The organism is Bacillus sp. L381 (genome assembly GCF_030284525.1).
In the GTDB taxonomy this organism is placed as follows: domain Bacteria; phylum Bacillota; class Bacilli; order Bacillales; family Bacillaceae; genus Bacillus; species Bacillus amyloliquefaciens.
The window spans coordinates 563,637-582,310 of sequence record NZ_CP127224.1 but is presented as its reverse complement, the minus strand read 5'-3'; the positions used below and the strand labels follow the sequence as shown (position 1 = coordinate 582,310).

Below are 18,674 nucleotides of genomic sequence, written 5' to 3'. Positions count from 1 at the left end.
TCTTTTATACGGATACCTGCTTTATAGGTTTCAATATTTTTCCTTTTCAATGAGATTCTTTTATTCACACCATACAGTGCAGGCTTCGAATTCAACATGCTTCTCGTCTTTCTTTGCCCCGGCAATTTCCATGGTTGAAAACATCGTACAGACGACAGCTTTGTATTCGTCCATGACGGTTTGAATTTCAATCAGGAACCGTTCGGATGAAGCCGCATATTCCATTACGTACTCTTTCATTTTCCCGATAATATCATCTGCCTGACGGCTGAACCCGGCCGCCTCCAAGTCACTCTCAAACTGGTTTTTGTTGATCATATGAATATGCATTTTTAAAAGCCCCTTTCAGCAGCGTGTTTGTGATTATATCCACTGTAAAGGACAGGCTTGGATAAACTTTTAATAAAATATGAACAAAATATGAATTGGCTCATCCGCCTAACGGGCGGTGAAACTTGCAAATGAAGAGCATCATATCATCTGAAAGCCATTATAAAAAGCCTGTTTCCCCTTTGGCGGAGGAAACAGGCTTTTTCATGTTTTAATGAGCATTTTTCGTTTCAATAAACCGGTCGATCCGGGCCAGGACATCCTTCATGTCCATGCATTCTTTAAAGCTTTCATTGATAGCTTGAATGCCTTGTTTGTATTTCCCGTTGTGAAGGACTTCTTCTGCGGCAAGCTTTAACTTTTCAGCGCTTACTTCATCTTTTTGCACTGTAAACCCCGCATTCAATTCAGTCAGGCGGCCCGCAACCATCGGCTGATCTTTATCATGCGGGATGACGACCAGCGGCACTTGATAATGAATGCCTTCATTTACACTGTTCATTCCGCCATGTGTAACAAACACGTCTGCCTGCTCCAGCACTTCAAGCTGCGGCACGTATGGAGCGATGATAAAGTTTTCGGGCGCCTGTTTGATTTTCGACAGATCGGCTTTTTCCCCGGCGGCAATGACAACCTTGCCTTCAAAATCTGAGAACGCGTCGATGCACAGATTAAAAAACGCTTCCGTGTTCCCGAGCACCGTTCCCATTGAGATATAAATGACTTTTTCATTCTTTAAAGAGTCAATCGGGAAGGCGGCGTTCCCTTTTCTCTTCGGAAAACTCGGACCGATAAATAAATACTCATCTCCGAATGTCTCGCTTTCGGGCTGAAAATATCTGCTTGTATAGACGACGTTCAGTTCACCCGTGTTGTTCATAAACTGAACCAGGCTGTCAGGAGCAACGCCGTATTTGTCTTTCATCTCGGCCAACAGTTCTTCACATTCCCTGTCCGGCTTAAACGGCACGCCTGATTCCGGATGGAGCGGCAGTATTTTCAGACGGTCTTCATTGAACAGGAAGGATGCTGAAGAAGAGATGCCGGGGATATTGAGATAATCTCTCACCAGCTCTCCCGCACCGAATTTATCATAATAGACGGCGTCGAATTGAATGTCCTCAGCCAGACGCTGCACAATATGTAAAATCTCCAGTGACGTTTTGATATGAACCTTTAAAAACGCAAGTATACCGGACGGACTGCCGGGATCAATGGGTGTCATTCTGAGCAGATCGCGGTGAAGATGGACCTCCGCCCCTACTCCTTCCAGCCTGCTTTTGTATTTTTCCGTTGAGATATAATGAACGTGATCGCCCCGTTCACTGAAGGCCTTTGTCACACCCAGAGTCGGATTTACGTGTCCTTCTGCGGGAAAATTGATCATTAGAATATGTTTAGCCATTTTTCAAACTCCTTTGCCATTTTCGCCCTTTTTTCATATCCATCATAAATGATGCGAAAAAAATCATGCAAGGAACATCCGTCTGGTCTTTATGGCGATTTAATGACACCAACAAAAAAAGACAAGGCTTTTCACCTTGTCTATCATGACGATTCGTCTGTTTCTTCCGCTTTCAGCACGCCTTTCAGATGTTCTACATCATGCTGGAGATGCTCCGTCATATATTGCACGGCTTTTGCTTTGTCGCCCTTTTTTATTTCTTCAAAGACTTTCCGGTGCTCATGCAGGATAACCTCCGCACGGTCATCTCCTTTAAAATTAAGAACTCTGCAAAAATGAATCAGCACATTGACATGGTCAAGCAGCTTGGCCAGCTGGCTGTTGCGGCTGAAATCCACAAGGAGCTGATGAAATGTTTCGTTCAAGGAAATAATCTCAGTCTCTTTGACGCCTTTATGAATGGCTTCTTCCGTCTCCCGCAGCTGCTGTTCAATACGTTCAATTTCGCTCTCATCCGCTTCATCAATGACGAGTTCGACCGCCAGTGATTCAAGTGATATTCTGATTTTGTAAATCTCTTCAACATCCTTAACGGACAACGAATAGATGACAAAGCCGTTTCGATCGTCTGCCGTCAGCAGCCCGTCCTTTTCAAGGAGCCGCATGGCTTCTCTGATCGGTGATCGGCTGACTCCGAAATCCTTGGCCAGCTGTGTTTCATTCAGCCGTTCGCCCGGTTTAAACACCCCGTCGAATATCATTTTTTTCAATTGAGAATAAAATTGCAGATAATACGGGGTGGGCTTATCTAATTTAAAATTATCCATCTTTCCTACCTCTTCATACAATTTAGGCCTTATTGTTACCAAGATCATATAACAGTTTATCTATGGAAGCAACATTCCCGAGCTTGTCAGCCCAGCAAAAGTGGCGTAATATGGAATTATTATGAACGACGGTCGACGGTCTTCCGTAAACCGAAACAATTCATTCAGAGGTGATGGAAACATGAAAACATACAAGATTGCCAGCATACCGGGAGACGGCGTGGGAAAAGAAGTAGTCCCGCAAGCGGAGCGGGTTTTGAATGCAATCGCCGAATTACATGGGGGCATTGCATTTGATTTTACTTCTTTCCCGTGGAGCTGCGAGTATTATTTGGAGCACGGAACCATGATGCCGGATGATGGATTACAAACGTTACAACACTTTGATGCTTTGTTTTTGGGAGCGGTGGGGAATCAAAAACTCGTCCCCGACCATGTTTCGCTGTGGGGGCTGCTCATCAAGATACGCCGGGAATTTGAACAGGTGATTAATGTGCGGCCGGCCAAGCTCCTGCCGGGAATCACCTCCCCTCTCGTGAACCCGAAGGATTTTGATCTGTTAGTCGTCCGCGAAAACAGTGAAGGCGAGTACAGCTCTGTCGGCGGCAGAATCTATCAGGGCGAAGACGAAATCGCCATTCAAAACGCGGTCTTTTCCCGCAGAGGAACGGAAAGAGTGATGCGGTATGCCTTTGAACTGGCGGCAAATCGGCGGAAACATGTCACAAGCGCGACGAAATCTAACGGTATTGTACACTCTATGCCGTTCTGGGACGACATCTTTAAAGAGGTCAGCCGGGATTACGCCGGGATTGAGACAGATTCGCAGCACATCGATGCACTGGCGGCCTTTTTTGTCACTCATCCGGAGCGCTTCGATGTCATTGTCGCTTCAAATCTGTTCGGAGATGTGCTGACAGATATCGGCGCGGCGATTATGGGAAGCGTCGGAATCGCTCCCGCGGCCAACATCAATGTAAACGGAAAATATCCTTCTATGTTTGAGCCTGTTCACGGCTCCGCTCCGGATATTGTCGGAAAAGGAATTGCCAATCCTATAGGGCAAATATGGACGGCGAAATTAATGCTCGATTCATTCGGAGAAGAGGAACTGGGCAATCATCTCTTACAATCAATTGAAACGGTCACAAACAGCGGCGTCCTGACCCCTGATGTCGGCGGAAAGCATTCAACGGAAGACGTCACCTCCGCTATTATTTCTCAAATAAAAAAATAACATTTTATGAGGAGAGAGAAAATGGATTCTTTTCGTGAACAATTTGAAAAGCATGTGACTCATGATTCGATTGAGGTAAATGGCATCCGCCTTCATTACGTCTTTGCGGGAAAGGAGGATGCTCCCCCCGTCATCCTCCTGCACGGTTTTCCGCAAAGCTGGGTGACGTGGCGTTATGTAATTCCGACGCTTGCCGCTTCTCATAGAGTCATCGCTGTTGATCTGAGAGGCTACGGCGATTCTGAAAAGCCGAGCGGCATAAACGGCTATGATAACAAAACGATGGCAAGCGATATACAAGGTCTGATGCGCCGCCTGCATATACAAAAAGCGTTAATTGCCGGGCATGACAGAGGCGCAAGGGTAGCAAGGCGGCTGGCTTTAGATGCTCCGGAGCTGGCGGCAGGCCTTGTGCTCATTGACATTATGCCGACTGAATACGTCTATGATTCTCTGACGGCAGCTGAAGCGGCAAAAAAATACTGGCACTGGACATTTCAAGTCGTTCCCCACCTGCCGGAAGAATTAATAAAAGGAAAAGAAGAGGAATATCTTAGATTTTTATTAAGCAGAGGCGACGGGCTTTTTGACCTGCTGACATCAGACGGCGCCTGGGACCGATACTTAGCCGCCTGGAAGCAGCCCGGCTCTGTCCAAGCTGCGCTTAATGACTACAGAGCCGCTTATCAAATTGATTTGCCGAGATATCGTTCAGAAAAGGAATCACAGAAAAAACTGGATGTTCCCACGCTTTTGCTGTGGGGAGAAAAAGGGAACTTAGCCGGTCTTCCCGTGCTTGACATATGGAGAGAATCAATTCGTGAAGTCAGCGGATATGAGGTAAAAGGCTGCGGCCATTATGTCCCCGAGGAAAAACCGACAGAAACCGCCCGCAGGATTATCGATTTTTCAAAAACGGTTTTTTAAGGGGCGCACCATACCGAAACAAGGAGACTCTTAAAACCCGGCCTGATGATTTACCTTCTCTATCACAGGCCGGATCATTCATAAGTGAAATGGTTCTGAACCAGCCCCCTCTTTTTCCTGCTTGCAGCCTTAATCAAAATAAACGGGTTTGTCCGGATGTTTGAGATATGCAAACATCCTTTCAATCTGACTTTCCGTATTGCGGGCGGCAGATAGCGGAGGCAGTTCCGTTTCCGCAAAAAAAGCAGCCGCGCTTGTTTCCGTTCCCTCTCTGAGCTGTCCGCCGATGATCTCACATTTGATAAACACTTTGTAAACGTGGGCGGCGGACGGCGGATGGGGATGGCAATTCTTATCCATTACAGCTAACAGTTTGACCGGCTTTACGTCGATTCCCGATTCCTCTTTTACTTCTTTGACAGCAGCTTCGCCCGGAGAGATCCCGATATCAGCCCATCCGCCCGGCAGCGCCCATCTGCCGTCGCTTTTCTCTTTTACCATTAATATACTCTGATCTTTAAAAACTGCCGCTCTGATATCAACTTTCGGAGTGGGATAGCCCGTATCACCGGCGAATACGTCTTTTATGATCCGTTTCTCGATGCCTGTATAATGCGCCATGATATCCACGCTTATTTTTCTTATTTCTTCAAATCTCTCAATATCATATATGTCTTTGGAATAAGTCAGCCCCGCTTGCGCCGCGGATTGAAGCTGTTTTGCCCATTCAAGCCATTTTGGCTCCATTATTTTCACCGCCTTACTTTGATTGACGGACTCCCGAGGACCCGGGTATTGCACTGCACTTTGAGAGTACCGTGCTCATGATCCGTTCTGCTCCTTTTTTCTGGGTATGGCGGGACGAATCCTGCCATTACATCAGAAAAAAGCCATTCTGCAATGAATGGCTTTTTTTCAGACACTATTTTTCTTTAATAACGAGCACGACGCCTGCAGCAATAAGAGCCGTCCCGATACAGAAGGTTCCTCCGATCGTCTCCCCCAGCAGCAGCCAGCCGAGCAATGTCCCGGAGAGCGGCTGAAAGAAGAAAAACAGACCTCCGCTTGCCGCATTCAGCAATTGCAATCCGCGGTTCCACAGCATGAACGCGCAGGCCGTTGAAATCACACCCAGATATAAAAGTCCGCCCCATATCTCAGGCCGGGCAAGCTGGGACAACGGAATCTCCTGAAGCGGGCCCGCTGTAAACGGGGTCAGAATGACAAATGCGACGCAAATGGAATAGGTTGTGACGACAAGCGGTGAGTAACGGCCGGGAACCCGTTTAATCAGCACGGACATCAAAGCCCATGTCAGCGCCGCAGCCAGAAGCGAGAGGCCGCCGAGCTGGCCCGACATATTGATATCTCCGTTCCCTACGATGAGCAATACCCCGATGGTCGCCAGTCCTACCGATATTCCTTTTTTCAGCGTTAACCGTTCTTTCAGAATCAGACGGGCAAATACAACCATAAATGCGGGGGTGGATGCCGTAATGATCGCCCCCATTTGCGCGGTTGATAATTTCGTGCCAATTTCCTGCGTGACGATCGAAATCGTGTTGCCGATCAGCCCGATCGCAGCAATCAGTAATAGATCACGTTTATGAACTTTCCAGGATTGACGTGTAAACAAACTGAGAAGTAAAAGCGCCAGAAGCGCGACCGCATATCTCAGCCATACCAGTTCAAGCGGCGGAATGACCGCTACCACAACTTTTACGACGACATACATACCGCCCCAGATACTGGCGGCCAATGCCAAATAAATCGAACCGAACAACGTATTTTTCAATTTGATGCACCCTCCGTTATCATATTAAGCCATGTGACATGCCCTAACGGAGAGAAGCGCAGTCACTTTCCTCCATTAAGGGCGGAGAAGTGCTGCCGGTACATCATGTTCAAATAAAGGCGCCAAAAACATATCGTTTTTCACCTCAATTTCAATCTGATTTTTCTCATTATACAAGGTTTGTTAAAAGGCGTAAATGATCAGCTTTATGTACCGCGGACTTGCAGCTGGATTCTTGTGATTTGATTGTCAAACCCATCCGCCACAACTTCATCGAGCATGTATTCTTCATATGCATAATCCCCCATTTCCAGCCCATACTCTTCAATGAACTGCATGATTCTGCGGTAAGCCGCTTCCGCTTCATCTCCTATTTGGTACCCGACCGCATAAAGCCCTTTCGGCTTGATATGGAGGTCTTTATTCACTATGCCTTTTTCTGTCTTGATATAAAAATGAGTGTAGTTGTAGAATTCTTTTTTCAGAATCTGCTCCCGCGCAAACAGACCGCCGACCGGGTGCCCCTGATCAAGTTCATGTACTTGCCTATAGCGGATCAATTCGGAAAGAGCGGCGGTGTATTGCCGTTCAGGCAGATCGAGTACGGAACGCCCTATCATAAGCGGTTCTTCATCTAAGTGCTGCAGAGAGACGGAGGAAAAGTCCGTCTCCAAGGCCTGTTCGGTCAGTTTCACCTTTGTCTGAATCATCCTTTGCAGGTGTTCGAGCTTTTTGATTTTGCTTTCGATTTCTGAGGATTTCTCTTTTAAGAGCGTGATGACATCCTCGGGGGTTTTGTCTGTTAAGAGCGGTTTGATACGCTTTAAGGGTATGCCGACCTCCTTAAACAGACTGATGACCTGGAACAGCTCGAATTGATGATAGGAATAATATCTGTATCCGTTCGCTTTTTTGATTTCCGGAGAGAGCAGGCCGATCTCGTCATAATGGAACAGGGTTTGTTTTTTTACGTGGCAGAGTTTTGCAAATTCACCTGTTGTAAAGTATTTTCTGACGTCTTCGCTCATAATACCTCCTTGACTATACGGTAACCATATCCTTTATGATGTTCATTGTATCTGAGAGAAGGCTGACTCACAAATCAGCTTACCTATGGACGGACGCTTACGGCAATCGAAGCTTTTACCGTCTCAGAAAAAAGCGGAAGAGGAGTATTAAGTATGACTATTGAAATCAGACCAGTCACGGAAGAAAACCGTGCTGATATACTGGCGCTTCATGTAAGCGAAAGCCAGACTTCTTTTATTGAAACCACGGAAAAGTGTTTACAAGATGCTGAGGATTGCCGGCATTATCAGCCGGCCGGTCTTTATTTTAACGGAGAATTGGTCGGCTTTGCCATGTACGGATGGTTTCCGGAATATGATGAGGAAAACCAAAACGGCAGAGTGTGGCTTGACCGTTTTTTCATTGATGAACGATATCAGGGACGCGGATTGGGCAAACTGATGCTTGATGCCCTTATCCGGCACCTCGCTCGATTATATGATTGCAGACGGATTTATTTAAGTCTGTTTGAAGATAACGTGCACGCATTGCGCCTTTATCAAAGATTCGGCTTTATATTCAATGGAGAGCTGGACTTCAACGGGGAAAAAGTGATGGTCAAAGAGCTGTAGACTCTCTGTATAAAAGCCATTCGTCTTCTTGCCAATACCTTAAATTTGAGGTAACATAAAGGTATTGAACGACGGTCGACGGACGACCAATGTCGATTGTTAAAACCTGATACAGCGGATCGGAACATTGTGGATCAGGCGTCTAAATGGAGGAGAAGATTGTGCTTATTATACTCGTTATGTTTCTTCTCGGGATTATTCTCGGGTTTATCGGCGCAGGGGGAGCCGGTTTTGTCATTGCGCTTTTAACCATACTTTTTCACGTACCGATTCATACGGCTTTGGGCACTTCCCTTGCCGGAATGGCTTTCACAAGTTTATCGGGGGCTTTCAGCCACTACCGTGAAGGCAATATTCAGATAAAAATCGGTCTCATCGTCGGCGTTTTTGCGGCATTCGGTTCGTTTTTCGGGGCCAGGCTCACTTCTCTTATTCCCGCAGATTTGCTGCATTACTTGACGGCGGGCATGCTGTTTTTATCTGCTCTGCTTATTTTGGTCCGGTTATTTATTTTAAAAGAAACACAAGAAGACTCCGGACGGCAAAGCAACCTGAACATATGGGTGAAAGCCGTTGTGCTCGGTATCATCGCAGGGATCTTGTCCGGAACGTTCGGCATCGGTTCTGCCCCCTTCATCCAAATCGGCTTAATGATTCTTTTGCGCTTATCCATCCGCCAGTCGGTCGGCACCACCATGCTTGTCATTATCCCGCTTGCAGTCGGCGGAGGACTCGGTTATGTGACGGAAGGATTTGTCGATTATATGCTGTTGGTCAAAGTGCTGATCGGAACGATGTGCGGCGCATATGTCGGAGCGAAATTCACCAATCTCGTGCCGAAAGTCATTCTGAAATCAGCCATCTTTTTAACACCGGCCATCGCCGGTCTGATGCTTTTATTTTAAATTGATACGGGAGGCAGCCGCCTCCCGTTTTTTTCTGTTCTTTACCGGTTTTCGATGAGCTTTTTCAGCTTTGCCTCCGTTTCAGTATGATCTACCGGCGTATACACACTGCAGCGCAGGTCACTGTTGCCCTGAACCTGAAAGGAAGTCAGGTTAAAGACCATTTTTCCCGCCTTCGCGTGGCGGAACTCAATTAATACTTCGGGAGCCGAGCTGACTTCGCTCTCATTCCACAGCGTATGAAACTCTGAATACGTCTGCTCCATTTCTTCTATAAACTGAGAATACCACGTATCCGCGACATACTGGCCGTAATACGTTCTGAAAATGGCGATGAACCCTTTCACAAAATGCTCCCAATTCACGGCTAGACTTCTTAATTCTTTTCTGGAAAACAATAGCTCTATGAGATTCCGCTTTTCAGGAGGAATTTGCTCAAAATCCAAAAACACGTGAGCCGCCGCCCGGTTCCACCCTACGATATGGCACCGCCTGTCCGAGATAATGGTGGGACAATAACGGAGCTCCTGCAGGATTTTTGAAAGGGACGGGCTGATGATCGCTTCTTCCCCCGCGGTAAACGGCTGCTTCACGCCCTCATCAATGGCAAGCGCGTACAAATAATTTCTCTCATCTTTATTCAGCTGAAGCGCATCGGAAACGGCGTCCAATACGGCTGCTGACACTTTAATGTCCCTGCCCTGCTCCAGCCACGTATACCACGTGGTGCTTACGCCGGCTAACTGTGCGACTTCTTCTCTTCTGAGTCCCGGCGTTCTTCTCCGTGTGCCCATCGGCAGCCCGGCCATCTGCGGAGAAATTTTGGCCCGCTGCGTTTTTAAAAACTCAGAAAGAGCCTGCAATCTTGCTTCTGGTATCATTCTGACTCTCTCCTTTCTTACCCTGGTACTTATTATACTAGGATAATCAACAACTTGTAATAGGATAATTGCGAGTTACAATAAATACATACCGAAGGAGGAATGACCATGAAAAGAGTTGTGATCACCGGAATGGGAGTGATTTCACCTCTCGGCAATGATGTGCATACATTTTGGAAACACCTGACGGAAGGAAAATCAGGAATCTCTTTCATAGATTCGTTTGATGTCTCCGGCTCCAAGACGAAAATAGCCGGCACCGTCCGCGATTTCGACGCAGAAGAAAGATGGGGCAGAAAAGAAGCGAGAAAGCTTGACCGTTTCAGCCAGTTTGCTTTAGCGGCAGCGGAACAGGCGCTGGAAAGCTCCGGAATTCAGCTCGAGCAAATGGACCGTGAACGCCTCGGCGTGTACGTCGGCTCCGGAATCGGCGGCATCACGACCTTGATTGACAATGTCCATGCCTTAAACGAACGGGGAGCGCGAAAAGTGAGCCCGAGCCTTGTCCCTATGATGATTTCAAATGCGGCCGCCGCTCAAATCAGTATCAAATTAGGCGCGCTCGGTCCCTCACTTTCTCCCATCACTGCGTGTTCTATCGGCAATACATCGATCGGGGAAGCATTTAACGCCATTCGGAATGATGACGCAGATATCATGTTTGCCGGGGGTGCGGAGGCGGCGATTACAAACCTGTCATTAGCCAGCTTCGGCAATGCCCACGCACTGTCAGCGAGAAATGAAGACCCCGCCGCGGCAAGCCGGCCGTTTGACGCGGATCGCGATGGATTTGTCATGAGTGAAGGCGCGGGTATTGTAGTATTAGAGTCATTGGATAGCGCAATCAGCCGAAATGCTCCGATCCTCTGTGAGGTGCTCGGCTACGGCGCAAGCTCGGACGCGTATCACATGGTAGCCACCCATCCTGAAGGAACGGGCGCATACTTGGCGATGAAAAACGCTTTGAAAAAGGCGAAGGTGTCAGCGGAAGACATTGATGTCGTAAGCGCCCATGCGACAAGCACTAAAGCCGGAGATCTTTCTGAAACATTGGCAATCAAGAAATTATTCGGGGAGCTTGCCTATGACATTCCGGTCACGGCAAACAAGTCAATGCTCGGCCATATGCTTGGGGCGGCAGGCGGAGTTGAAGCCATCGCTCTGACAGAAAGCCTGAGACACGGCATCATCCCCCCGACGATCAACCTGCAGAACCCTGATTCAACATGTGATTTGGACTATGTATCAGACGGGCCCCGTCAGCAATCTTTAACGATCGGCCTCTCCAATTCATTCGGCTTTGGAGGACATAACTCAGCGATCGTCCTGAAGAAATATGAATAGCGGGCACAAAAAAAGGAGTGAATCATTTCACTCCTTTTTTGCTTTCTCCTGTTTTGTTGTTAAGGTGAAAAAAGCGATGGAACCGATAACGGATGTTGTAAACATGATCAGACCCATCGGCACGGCCGTCGCTTCATTCATTCCCACAAGCGGCGACACGATGGAACCGAGAAGAAGCGGAAGCATGCCGAGCAGTGCGCTTGCGCTTCCCGCGCGGTGTCCCTGCTTTTCCATCGCCAGTGTAAAGGTGCTTGTCAGCGTCATGCCGATCGTAATCATATAAATAAAAATTGAGATCACCAGTGCCGCCAGCGGCCCGTGAATGATCGTCATGACAAGCAGAACGGCTGTCGCCGTCATCGCTGTAATGACACCAATCCTCAGCAGGCTTTTTTCATGAATGATTCCGCCGAAACGCCCGATGATAAAGCTTCCTGTAATGATCGCCAAGCCGTTTATGCCGAATAAAACACTAAAGACCTGAGGCGATACTCCGTAAATATCCTGATACACAAAAGGCGTCCCGGAGACATACGCGAAGCTCCCGCCGTGGATAAAACCGACCGTCAGCGCATAGCCGATAAATGACCGATCTTTCAGCAGGCTCCCCATTGTCCGCACGGAATTTCCGATAGAGCTCGGGACCCGCTTTTCCGGCGGCAGGGTTTCTTTCAGCTTGAGCGCAATGATGAGAACAAGCAAAAACCCGATAACGGTTAAAAAGAGAAAAATCGTATGCCATGAAGCAAACGGGAGCAGTAAAATCGCGCCTCCCGTCATTGGCGCCACCATCGGCGCGACGGCGGTAATGACCATTAACAGCGAGAAAAATTTAGAAAGCTCCCTCCCCGTAAAGACATCTCTGACGATCGCACGGGACAGAACGAGTCCTGCCGAAGCGGTGAACCCTTGAAGAAAACGGGCAATCACTAATGTTGTAATGTTCGGCGCAAGCGCGCAAAACAGAGAAAACAAGGCAAATAAAAAAATACATAGTAATAACGGTCTTCTTCTTCCCTGCGCGTCACTTAACGGGCCGACAACAACCTGTCCGATTGTCAATCCGATCAGACACGCGGTTAAACTGAGCTGGACAAGCGAAGCGCGGGCGCTTAAATCTTCGGCGATTTCAGGAAAACTCGGCAGATACATATCTATATTCAGAGGCCCCAGTATCGCAAGCATGCCGAGAAGAAAAGCCAGCGCAAGCCGCTCCTTGCCGGTCGGATTATGCAGCATATCGTTCCCACCTTTCCTTTGTCAATCTCTCAAAACATTTGTATATTGTATCATAATTTTTTCTTTATTTTTTAAAGTTTTCAAGGGCGGCAGGAAGACATAAAAAAACCAAGGGCCGTAACAGCCCTTGGTCTCCGATCTCGCGGTGAAACGTTTTACGCATGCTTTTCTTTAAACGCTTTTGCGTATTGGTCGGCCGCTATAATGGCATCTGCCACGTCATCAGCCGTGACATCAAAAGCGGCATGTATCGTTTCTTCTTCAATGGTTGCGGCTTCTGCCACTTTCATAATGTCCTCTTTAGACGCGTCTTTTAATTTGATGTCTTCAAGTGTGACAGGCAGCCCCAAGCTGATATAAAACGCGATATACCGCTCAATTTCTTCAAGCGAACGTTTTTCCAGCGCTAATTGAACGAGTGTGCCGAATGCCACTTTTTCACCGTGAGTCAAGTGATGGATTTCTCCTTCAAGCGCGGTGAAGCCGTTGTGAATGGCATGTGCCGCAGCCAAGCCGCCGCTTTCAAATCCCAGTCCGCTCAGAAGTGTATTGGCTTCAACCACCGCTTCCAATGGAGGAGTGACGACTTTCGCTTTCACGGATTCATAGGCGAGATGTCCATATTTGAATAGTACTTCTTCACATTTTTCCGCGATGGCTTCTCCTGCGATTGTAGGAATTCCGCCCGCCATCGTTTTACCGCCATTGGCGATGACACTGCGCGCCTCTATCCACGTCGCCATCGCATCGGCAATACCTGATGCTAAAAAACGCGGCGGGGCTTCCGCGACGATTTTCGTATCGACCAGAACCAGGTCAGGATTCTTATGGTAGAAACGATAGTTTTCAAACGCGCCTTGTTCTGAATAAACGACAGACAGTCCGCTTGTCGGAGCATCCGTTGAAGCGGCCGTCGGCACGATAACGGTGTAGCCGTTTATTTCATCTGATACGGCTTTGGCGGTATCAAGCGTTTTACCGCCGCCGACTCCGATCACAATGGACGCGCCCGCTTTTTCTGCGATGTCCGCAATTCTTTTCATTTCTTCCTGGGAAGCTTCTCCGTTGAAAACTGCCTCTTCAAACGAAATATTGCTTTTCTTTAATTCAGCCGTCACTTTGTGACCAGCGATATCCCATACGGTTTTGTCGGCAATGACGACAGCTTTGTCACCAACGCCCTCCAGATGTCCGCCGATTGTTTCAATTGCGTTTTTTCCTTGCACATATTTGGCCGGACTGATAAAAATTCTTTCCAATGTCATCATCCCTTCTTTGATGTCTTCCATGCATTTCTCTTAATGATAGAGCAGAAATGAAAACTCTTCTGATATAATTCCTCTTTTTTATTTAATTCAAACCTCATTTGCATATTTGCATAATAGAAAAATCAATATTCACAGCATTGACAAGATGTGAAGGTGTCTATATAATCTTCGATATTGAAGCTGATCATTCTTTACTGAATGAACAAACGAGATTGTGAATGATTCGTCTTAAAAATTATTTAGTTCTGCTGGATAATTTTTGAGGCGTTTTTGTTTTTTATATATTTTTGACTGCGGAGGAGGTTTGCACATGAAGAACATTTGCAAGGATATACTGATGATTATGGCCGGAGCCTTTCTTATCGCGGCGTCCGTGGAATTTTTCGTCATCCCGAATCACTTAGGAGACGGCAGCACCGTGGGAATCGCTCTTGTTTTATATTATCTTTTCCATATACCTGCGAGTATTACAACTTTGGTTGTAAATTTGATTTTTATCGGACTGGCTTATAAATTTTTAACGAAAAAGACGATTTTATACACGATACTCGGTACGGGAATGACTTCTGTTTTTCTCAGCATCGTCAGCTTTATTCCGTTCGGGGTTCACGACATGGTGCTCGGGATCGTGTTCGGCGCTCTGCTGATGGGAGCGGGGCTGGCTTTAATCTTTATCGCTGACGGATCTACCGGCGGGACCACGCTTTTAGCGTATTTATTAAATTACACAAAGGGTTTTAACATCTCCAAAAGCATGTTTTATATGGATTGTGTCATTATTTTCGCATCCGTTTTAGCGATCGGCATCAATCATACGCTGTATACGTTTATATTCGTTTATCTGTGTGCCAAAATCGTCGATATTGTCATTGAGGGTTTCCATAATAAAAAAGCCCTAACCATTATGTCTGACCAATACGAAGAAATCGCCAAAGCGATCACCTCCGAATACGGCAACGCGGCGACGATTTTTTACGGGTACGGGTATTACGGCAGCAAAGACAAGCGCATTATATATGTCGTCATTAAAAAGAACGAATTACTGAAAATCAAAAAACATGTTCAAAAAATTGATCCGAAATCATTTATCGTTATTCATGAAGTAAAAGAAGCTGTCGGAGGGCAATTCGGCTTTACAAACCTGCCCGCCGCCGCGAATGAGAAATAACCGCCTGCAGTTATCTGCAGGCTTTTTTATATTCGTCCCTTCCCCGCTCAAAGGTTTTTACACTTTTTGATTGAAGTAGTAAATGAAATCTTTTTTGATGGGAGAACATAATATGAATATCAAAACCGACAGGCTCGTGATCCGGACATTTGAACCGGAAGATTGGAAAGATGTCTATGAGTACACCTCAAATCTGAATGTCATGAAGTATATACCGGAGGGTGTCTTTACCGAAGAAGATGCCAAGAAATTCGTTATGGATAACAGCGGTGAAGATGCCGAGATGTTCCCTGTTGTATTGAAGGATGGAAAAACGGTCATTGGCCACATTGCTTTTTTTAAGTATTTTGGTGACCATACGTATGAAATCGGATGGGTGTTTCACCCTGATTATCAGGGCAAAGGATATGCTTCAGAGGCTGCAAGCGCCTTGCTGGGATTCGGGTTTAAAACGATGAAATTACACCGGATCATTGCGACATGCCAGCCGGAAAACATGGCCTCGCACCGGGTGATGGAAAAGATCGGAATGCGGCGGGAAGGCTTTTTCAAAAAATGCATCCCCCATGATAATGACTGGTGGGATGAATATTATTATGCCGTTTTAGAAGAAGAGTGGGAGGCCACACATCTGGAATAAAAAGGCTTATACCTTTTGCTTTTACGGGTAAGTGTGTGCTACACTGTTTGTAACAAATACGAAGGGACGATGGGTGGACAATGATTAACTAATCTTATTTTGACCGTTTGAAATCAAATATTTCAAATCAGAAAAAATAGGATTAGTCTGCCCATTTTCTATACGATACAAAAGCTATGTAAAAATAGCTTATTTGATCATGCACAGGTACGGCTAATCCTTCCAAATCAATTGGGAGGATTTTTTTTGTCCTCCCTTAAAGCGAGGGATTGCATATGAAAGAAATATTAAAATTAACCGGAATCAGTTATGAAATCAACAGTGTTCCCCTTTTTGAACAGATCAGCGCGAGTGTTCAGCAGGGAGAGATTATCGGTGTCATCGGCAAAAACGGCGCGGGCAAATCTTTATTGCTGCAATTGATCTGCAATCAAACAGCACCCTCACAAGGACAGATCCAGATGATGCAAGATGTGAACATCTATATGGTCGAACAAGAAACGGAAGCTTATGATTCCGGCCAGCCGGAGCCTGCGGAGGCAGCATTATTAGAAAAATGGAACGTGCCCGCCCGAGCCTTTTCCCAATTAAGCGGCGGAGAAAAACTGAAAGCCCGTCTTGCCAAAGGGTTCTCCTCCTCAAGCGGCCTTTTGTTATTAGATGAGCCGACGAACCACCTTGATCAGCGCAGTTTAGAAATCCTGCAAAATCAGATCAAGAACTATAAAGGCACCATTATTTTTGTTTCCCATGACCGTGCTTTTTTGGATGCAGCGGCGACCAAAATCTGGGCCATCGAAGGAAAGAAGCTCATTGAGCATAAAGGGAATTATTCAAGCTATATGGAAGTCCGCAAACAGAGAAGACTGACACAGCAGCGGAATTATGAGAATCAGCAGAATATGATCGCACGGATTGAAGCTCAAATGAACGAGCTGAACGCCTGGTCAAAAAAAGCCCACGCCCAATCAACGAAAATAGAAGGCTTTAAAGAATACCACCGCGTAAAAGCAAAACGTACGGACGCTCAGATTAAATCAAAGCAGAAGCGTCTTGAAAAAGAGCTTGAAAAAGCGAAACCAGAACCGGTTGAGGCTGAGTATGAAGTCCGCTTTTCCATTGAACACCGCAAAAAAGCGGGAAAGCGTTTTTTAGAAGTAAGTGATGTCACAAAATCGTATGACGGCCGAACGCTGTTCAAAAATGTGAATTTCACCGTTATGCACGGTGAAAAGATTGCCATTACAGGCCCGAACGGCACCGGGAAAACAACATTATTGAAGGTCATCCTCGGTCAGGAAAAAGCTCAGGGCGGCAGCATATGGATGTCTCCGTCTGCAAACGTCGGATATTTAACACAGGAAGTATTTGACCTCCCGCTTGACAAAACCCCCGAACAGCTTTTTTACAAAGAAACGTTCGAAGCAAGGGGAAACGTGCAAGCCCTCATGAAGCATTTAGGATTTACTGCAGCGCAATGGACGGAGCCTATCGGCAAGATGAGCATGGGAGAGCGGGTCAAATGCAAGCTGATGGCATTTATTCTGGAGGAAAAAGATGTGCTGGTTCTCGATGAGCCGACCAACCACCTTGACCTGCCGTCACGCGAGCAGCTTGAAGACACATTGGCTCAATACGACGGAACGCTCATTATCGTATCGCACGATCGTTACTTTCTCGAAAAAACAACGGACATCCGGCTTGATATCTCAAACCGCAGCGTCCGAAAACAATGGAAAGAATCCCCCGCCGCCAGAGATGATATTGAAGAATTACGACTAAAGCTCGAAACCGAACGGCAGGAAGTCCTCGGAAAGCTCTGCTTCATGACTCCGGCTGATAAACAATATTCTGAGCTTGATCAAAAATTCAAAGAGCTGACGGAAGAGATCAAGAAATTGAAATGAGTACAAAAAAACCCGTGATCCTCACGGGTTTTTTTTGGAAAGTTTACGTAAGAAAAGAATAATTTCAAACTGATTTGTACAACCTACGTTCAGATTTATTATGAGCATGGTTCAGGAGGGCGAAGAATGGCCAAACGCATTGGAATTACGGGAAACATCATGGCTGATCAATCCGGTCCTTTCCCGGGTTATAATCGGGCGTATGCCAATAATGATTATATTCAGTCTGCTGCCGAGGCCGGCGGCGTGCCGTTTATTTTGCCGGTGATTCAAGAGACGGAGCTTTTAAAGGAACAGGTCTCTCAGGTTGACGGCATCATTATGACCGGCGGCCAGGATATAGACCCGCTGCTTTACGGCGAAGAACCTTTACAGGCTTTGAGAAAGACCTTTCCTGATCGGGACGCCTATGAGAAGGAGCTGATTCAAACGGCGATTGCTATGGAGAAGCCGATTCTGGCAATCTGCCGCGGGATGCATATGTTAAACGTCACTTTCGGGGGCACTTTATATCAGGACCTGTCACACGCTTCGTTTGCTGAGATCAAGCATGATCAAGAAAAAGATCCTCCGTTAAAAACCCATCATGTTTCTTTTGAAAAAGGGACCCGTCTTCATTCCTTGTTTGGCGATTCAGCGCGCGTGAATTCATTCCATCACCAGATCATAAAAGAGACAGCTCCATCGTTTAAGGCTGCGGCTTATGCGAAAGACGGGGTTATTGAAGCAATTGAACGGACGGGTGAGTTATTTGTCGTCGGCGTGCAATGGCATCCTGAAATGCTGACAAAAAAACATGAAGACATGAAAAAGCTTTTCTCACTGTTTATGGATGCGGTCAGCACATAAAAAAAGCAGATCAAAAATGATCTGCTTTTTTATTTTGTATTCAATTCTGTTCTTTCGGTTTCTCCGGCGTTTTGCCTTGTGTCAGTTTAGGACCTTCTATATCAACGTTTGGGATGATTTTATCCGGCCGCTATCACGACAGGTCCGCTATGTTTTAATCATGAATGGCTTGTACCGGATTTTTTGTTTTGGCATATTCTTCTCTCATTCCCAGCCCAAAAAGAATACCGATCGCCGCCAAAATTGGCGGGAAAGTGAGAATCGGGCCTTTTTCCGGGATGCGCGGCGCTTTTCGATCCTGATAAACAAAAT

At 46.5% G+C, this 18,674-nt stretch carries 18 protein-coding genes and 1 pseudogene; 9 read left to right on the top strand and 10 right to left on the bottom strand.

Going from position 1 to position 18,674, the window contains the following annotated elements:
- Positions 1 to 60: 60 nt before the first annotated feature.
- The 3 genes from QRX25_RS02835 to QRX25_RS02825 all read right to left on the bottom strand — a co-directional run bounded on the left by QRX25_RS02835 (position 61) and on the right by QRX25_RS02825 (position 2,562).
- Positions 61 to 330 carry a hypothetical protein gene (locus QRX25_RS02835; protein ID WP_212100467.1) on the bottom strand — a complete coding sequence of 90 codons (270 nt, stop codon included), beginning with the start codon at positions 328 to 330 and terminating at the stop codon, positions 61 to 63.
- A 211-nt stretch (positions 331 to 541) separates the two neighbouring features.
- Entirely contained in the window at positions 542 to 1,735 is a 1,194-nt protein-coding gene (locus tag QRX25_RS02830; RefSeq protein WP_212100464.1) for a macrolide family glycosyltransferase, read from the bottom strand.
- Positions 1,736 to 1,878: 143 nt separating this feature from the next.
- The gene (locus tag QRX25_RS02825) at positions 1,879 to 2,562 is read right to left on the bottom strand and encodes a GntR family transcriptional regulator (protein ID WP_212100460.1); all 684 of its coding nucleotides are present in this window, start codon (positions 2,560 to 2,562) and stop codon (positions 1,879 to 1,881) included.
- A gap of 181 nt (positions 2,563 to 2,743) precedes the next feature.
- Here QRX25_RS02825 and QRX25_RS02820 point away from each other — a divergent pair, with 181 nt between their 5' ends.
- Both QRX25_RS02820 and QRX25_RS02815 read left to right on the top strand, forming a co-directional pair.
- Positions 2,744 to 3,799 carry a tartrate dehydrogenase gene (locus QRX25_RS02820; protein ID WP_212100457.1) on the top strand — a complete coding sequence of 352 codons (1,056 nt, stop codon included), beginning with the start codon at positions 2,744 to 2,746 and terminating at the stop codon, positions 3,797 to 3,799.
- A gap of 21 nt (positions 3,800 to 3,820) precedes the next feature.
- Complete coding sequence (locus QRX25_RS02815) at positions 3,821 to 4,726, top strand: alpha/beta fold hydrolase (RefSeq protein WP_212100454.1); 906 nt, start codon at positions 3,821 to 3,823, stop codon at positions 4,724 to 4,726.
- 129 nt (positions 4,727 to 4,855) lie between these two features.
- Here the strand turns inward: QRX25_RS02815 and QRX25_RS02810 are convergent, their stop codons facing one another.
- From QRX25_RS02810 to QRX25_RS02800, 3 genes are all read right to left on the bottom strand, one after another.
- Positions 4,856 to 5,473 carry an NUDIX hydrolase gene (locus tag QRX25_RS02810; protein ID WP_212100451.1) on the bottom strand — a complete coding sequence of 206 codons (618 nt, stop codon included), beginning with the start codon at positions 5,471 to 5,473 and terminating at the stop codon, positions 4,856 to 4,858.
- A 175-nt stretch (positions 5,474 to 5,648) separates the two neighbouring features.
- Entirely contained in the window at positions 5,649 to 6,521 is an 873-nt protein-coding gene (locus tag QRX25_RS02805) for a DMT family transporter (RefSeq protein WP_212100448.1), read from the bottom strand.
- Between the two features lie 206 nt (positions 6,522 to 6,727).
- Positions 6,728 to 7,549 carry a MerR family transcriptional regulator gene (locus tag QRX25_RS02800; RefSeq protein WP_212100446.1) on the bottom strand — a complete coding sequence of 274 codons (822 nt, stop codon included), beginning with the start codon at positions 7,547 to 7,549 and terminating at the stop codon, positions 6,728 to 6,730.
- 153 nt (positions 7,550 to 7,702) lie between these two features.
- On the opposite strand from QRX25_RS02800, the gene bltD reads away from it, so the two are divergent.
- Both bltD and QRX25_RS02790 read left to right on the top strand, forming a co-directional pair.
- Positions 7,703 to 8,161, top strand: a complete 459-nt coding sequence (bltD, locus tag QRX25_RS02795; RefSeq protein WP_212100443.1) for a spermine/spermidine acetyltransferase — start codon at positions 7,703 to 7,705, stop codon at positions 8,159 to 8,161.
- Between the two features lie 161 nt (positions 8,162 to 8,322).
- Positions 8,323 to 9,066 carry a sulfite exporter TauE/SafE family protein gene (locus QRX25_RS02790; protein ID WP_115998175.1) on the top strand — a complete coding sequence of 248 codons (744 nt, stop codon included), beginning with the start codon at positions 8,323 to 8,325 and terminating at the stop codon, positions 9,064 to 9,066.
- A gap of 41 nt (positions 9,067 to 9,107) precedes the next feature.
- Here QRX25_RS02790 and QRX25_RS02785 read toward each other — a convergent pair whose 3' ends face one another.
- Positions 9,108 to 9,947, bottom strand: a complete 840-nt coding sequence (locus QRX25_RS02785) for a helix-turn-helix transcriptional regulator (protein ID WP_212100440.1) — start codon at positions 9,945 to 9,947, stop codon at positions 9,108 to 9,110.
- 108 nt (positions 9,948 to 10,055) lie between these two features.
- On the opposite strand from QRX25_RS02785, the gene fabF reads away from it, so the two are divergent.
- The gene (gene fabF / locus QRX25_RS02780) at positions 10,056 to 11,291 is read left to right on the top strand and encodes a beta-ketoacyl-ACP synthase II (protein WP_212100437.1); all 1,236 of its coding nucleotides are present in this window, start codon (positions 10,056 to 10,058) and stop codon (positions 11,289 to 11,291) included.
- 27 nt (positions 11,292 to 11,318) lie between these two features.
- Here fabF and QRX25_RS02775 read toward each other — a convergent pair whose 3' ends face one another.
- Positions 11,319 to 12,530 (bottom strand): Bcr/CflA family efflux MFS transporter, encoded by a 1,212-nt coding sequence (locus QRX25_RS02775; protein ID WP_212100435.1) that lies wholly within the window; start codon positions 12,528 to 12,530, stop codon positions 11,319 to 11,321.
- Between the two features lie 155 nt (positions 12,531 to 12,685).
- A complete protein-coding gene (locus QRX25_RS02770; protein WP_115998149.1) occupies positions 12,686 to 13,819 on the bottom strand; it encodes a glycerol dehydrogenase in 1,134 nt (377 codons plus the stop codon).
- A 289-nt stretch (positions 13,820 to 14,108) separates the two neighbouring features.
- Here QRX25_RS02770 and QRX25_RS02765 point away from each other — a divergent pair, with 289 nt between their 5' ends.
- From QRX25_RS02765 to QRX25_RS02750, 4 genes are all read left to right on the top strand, one after another.
- Positions 14,109 to 14,966: a YitT family protein gene (locus tag QRX25_RS02765; protein WP_065980808.1), complete on the top strand. Its 858-nt coding sequence runs from the start codon at positions 14,109 to 14,111 to the stop codon at positions 14,964 to 14,966.
- 112 nt (positions 14,967 to 15,078) lie between these two features.
- Positions 15,079 to 15,606, top strand: a complete 528-nt coding sequence (locus tag QRX25_RS02760; RefSeq protein ID WP_065980807.1) for a GNAT family N-acetyltransferase — start codon at positions 15,079 to 15,081, stop codon at positions 15,604 to 15,606.
- Between the two features lie 275 nt (positions 15,607 to 15,881).
- Positions 15,882 to 17,513 carry a ribosomal protection-like ABC-F family protein gene (gene abc-f, locus QRX25_RS02755; protein ID WP_212100432.1) on the top strand — a complete coding sequence of 544 codons (1,632 nt, stop codon included), beginning with the start codon at positions 15,882 to 15,884 and terminating at the stop codon, positions 17,511 to 17,513.
- Between the two features lie 126 nt (positions 17,514 to 17,639).
- Positions 17,640 to 18,362 carry a gamma-glutamyl-gamma-aminobutyrate hydrolase family protein gene (locus tag QRX25_RS02750; protein ID WP_212100429.1) on the top strand — a complete coding sequence of 241 codons (723 nt, stop codon included), beginning with the start codon at positions 17,640 to 17,642 and terminating at the stop codon, positions 18,360 to 18,362.
- 122 nt (positions 18,363 to 18,484) lie between these two features.
- On the opposite strand, the pseudogene QRX25_RS02745 reads toward QRX25_RS02750, so the two are convergent.
- A pseudogene (locus QRX25_RS02745) lies at positions 18,485 to 18,645 on the bottom strand (hypothetical protein); the annotation flags it as partial.
- Positions 18,646 to 18,674: the final 29 nt, after the last annotated feature.

Excerpts from the sequence above, each read along its gene's own strand:
- QRX25_RS02835 (WP_212100467.1), bottom strand. The coding sequence starts at position 330 with ATGCATATTCATATGATCAACAAAAACCAGTTTGAGAGTGACTTGGAG.
- QRX25_RS02825 (WP_212100460.1), bottom strand. The coding sequence starts at position 2,562 with ATGGATAATTTTAAATTAGATAAGCCCACCCCGTATTATCTGCAATTT.
- QRX25_RS02775 (WP_212100435.1), bottom strand. The coding sequence starts at position 12,530 with ATGCTGCATAATCCGACCGGCAAGGAGCGGCTTGCGCTGGCTTTTCTT.
- abc-f (WP_212100432.1), top strand. The coding sequence starts at position 15,882 with ATGAAAGAAATATTAAAATTAACCGGAATCAGTTATGAAATCAACAGT.
- QRX25_RS02785 (WP_212100440.1), bottom strand. The coding sequence starts at position 9,947 with ATGATACCAGAAGCAAGATTGCAGGCTCTTTCTGAGTTTTTAAAAACG.
- QRX25_RS02770 (WP_115998149.1), bottom strand. The coding sequence starts at position 13,819 with ATGGAAGACATCAAAGAAGGGATGATGACATTGGAAAGAATTTTTATC.
- QRX25_RS02815 (WP_212100454.1), top strand. The coding sequence starts at position 3,821 with ATGGATTCTTTTCGTGAACAATTTGAAAAGCATGTGACTCATGATTCG.
- bltD (WP_212100443.1), top strand. The coding sequence starts at position 7,703 with ATGACTATTGAAATCAGACCAGTCACGGAAGAAAACCGTGCTGATATA.
- QRX25_RS02800 (WP_212100446.1), bottom strand. The coding sequence starts at position 7,549 with ATGAGCGAAGACGTCAGAAAATACTTTACAACAGGTGAATTTGCAAAA.
- QRX25_RS02750 (WP_212100429.1), top strand. The coding sequence starts at position 17,640 with ATGGCCAAACGCATTGGAATTACGGGAAACATCATGGCTGATCAATCC.
- fabF (WP_212100437.1), top strand. The coding sequence starts at position 10,056 with ATGAAAAGAGTTGTGATCACCGGAATGGGAGTGATTTCACCTCTCGGC.
- QRX25_RS02830 (WP_212100464.1), bottom strand. The coding sequence starts at position 1,735 with ATGGCTAAACATATTCTAATGATCAATTTTCCCGCAGAAGGACACGTA.
- QRX25_RS02765 (WP_065980808.1), top strand. The coding sequence starts at position 14,109 with ATGAAGAACATTTGCAAGGATATACTGATGATTATGGCCGGAGCCTTT.
- QRX25_RS02810 (WP_212100451.1), bottom strand. The coding sequence starts at position 5,473 with ATGGAGCCAAAATGGCTTGAATGGGCAAAACAGCTTCAATCCGCGGCG.
- QRX25_RS02760 (WP_065980807.1), top strand. The coding sequence starts at position 15,079 with ATGAATATCAAAACCGACAGGCTCGTGATCCGGACATTTGAACCGGAA.
- QRX25_RS02820 (WP_212100457.1), top strand. The coding sequence starts at position 2,744 with ATGAAAACATACAAGATTGCCAGCATACCGGGAGACGGCGTGGGAAAA.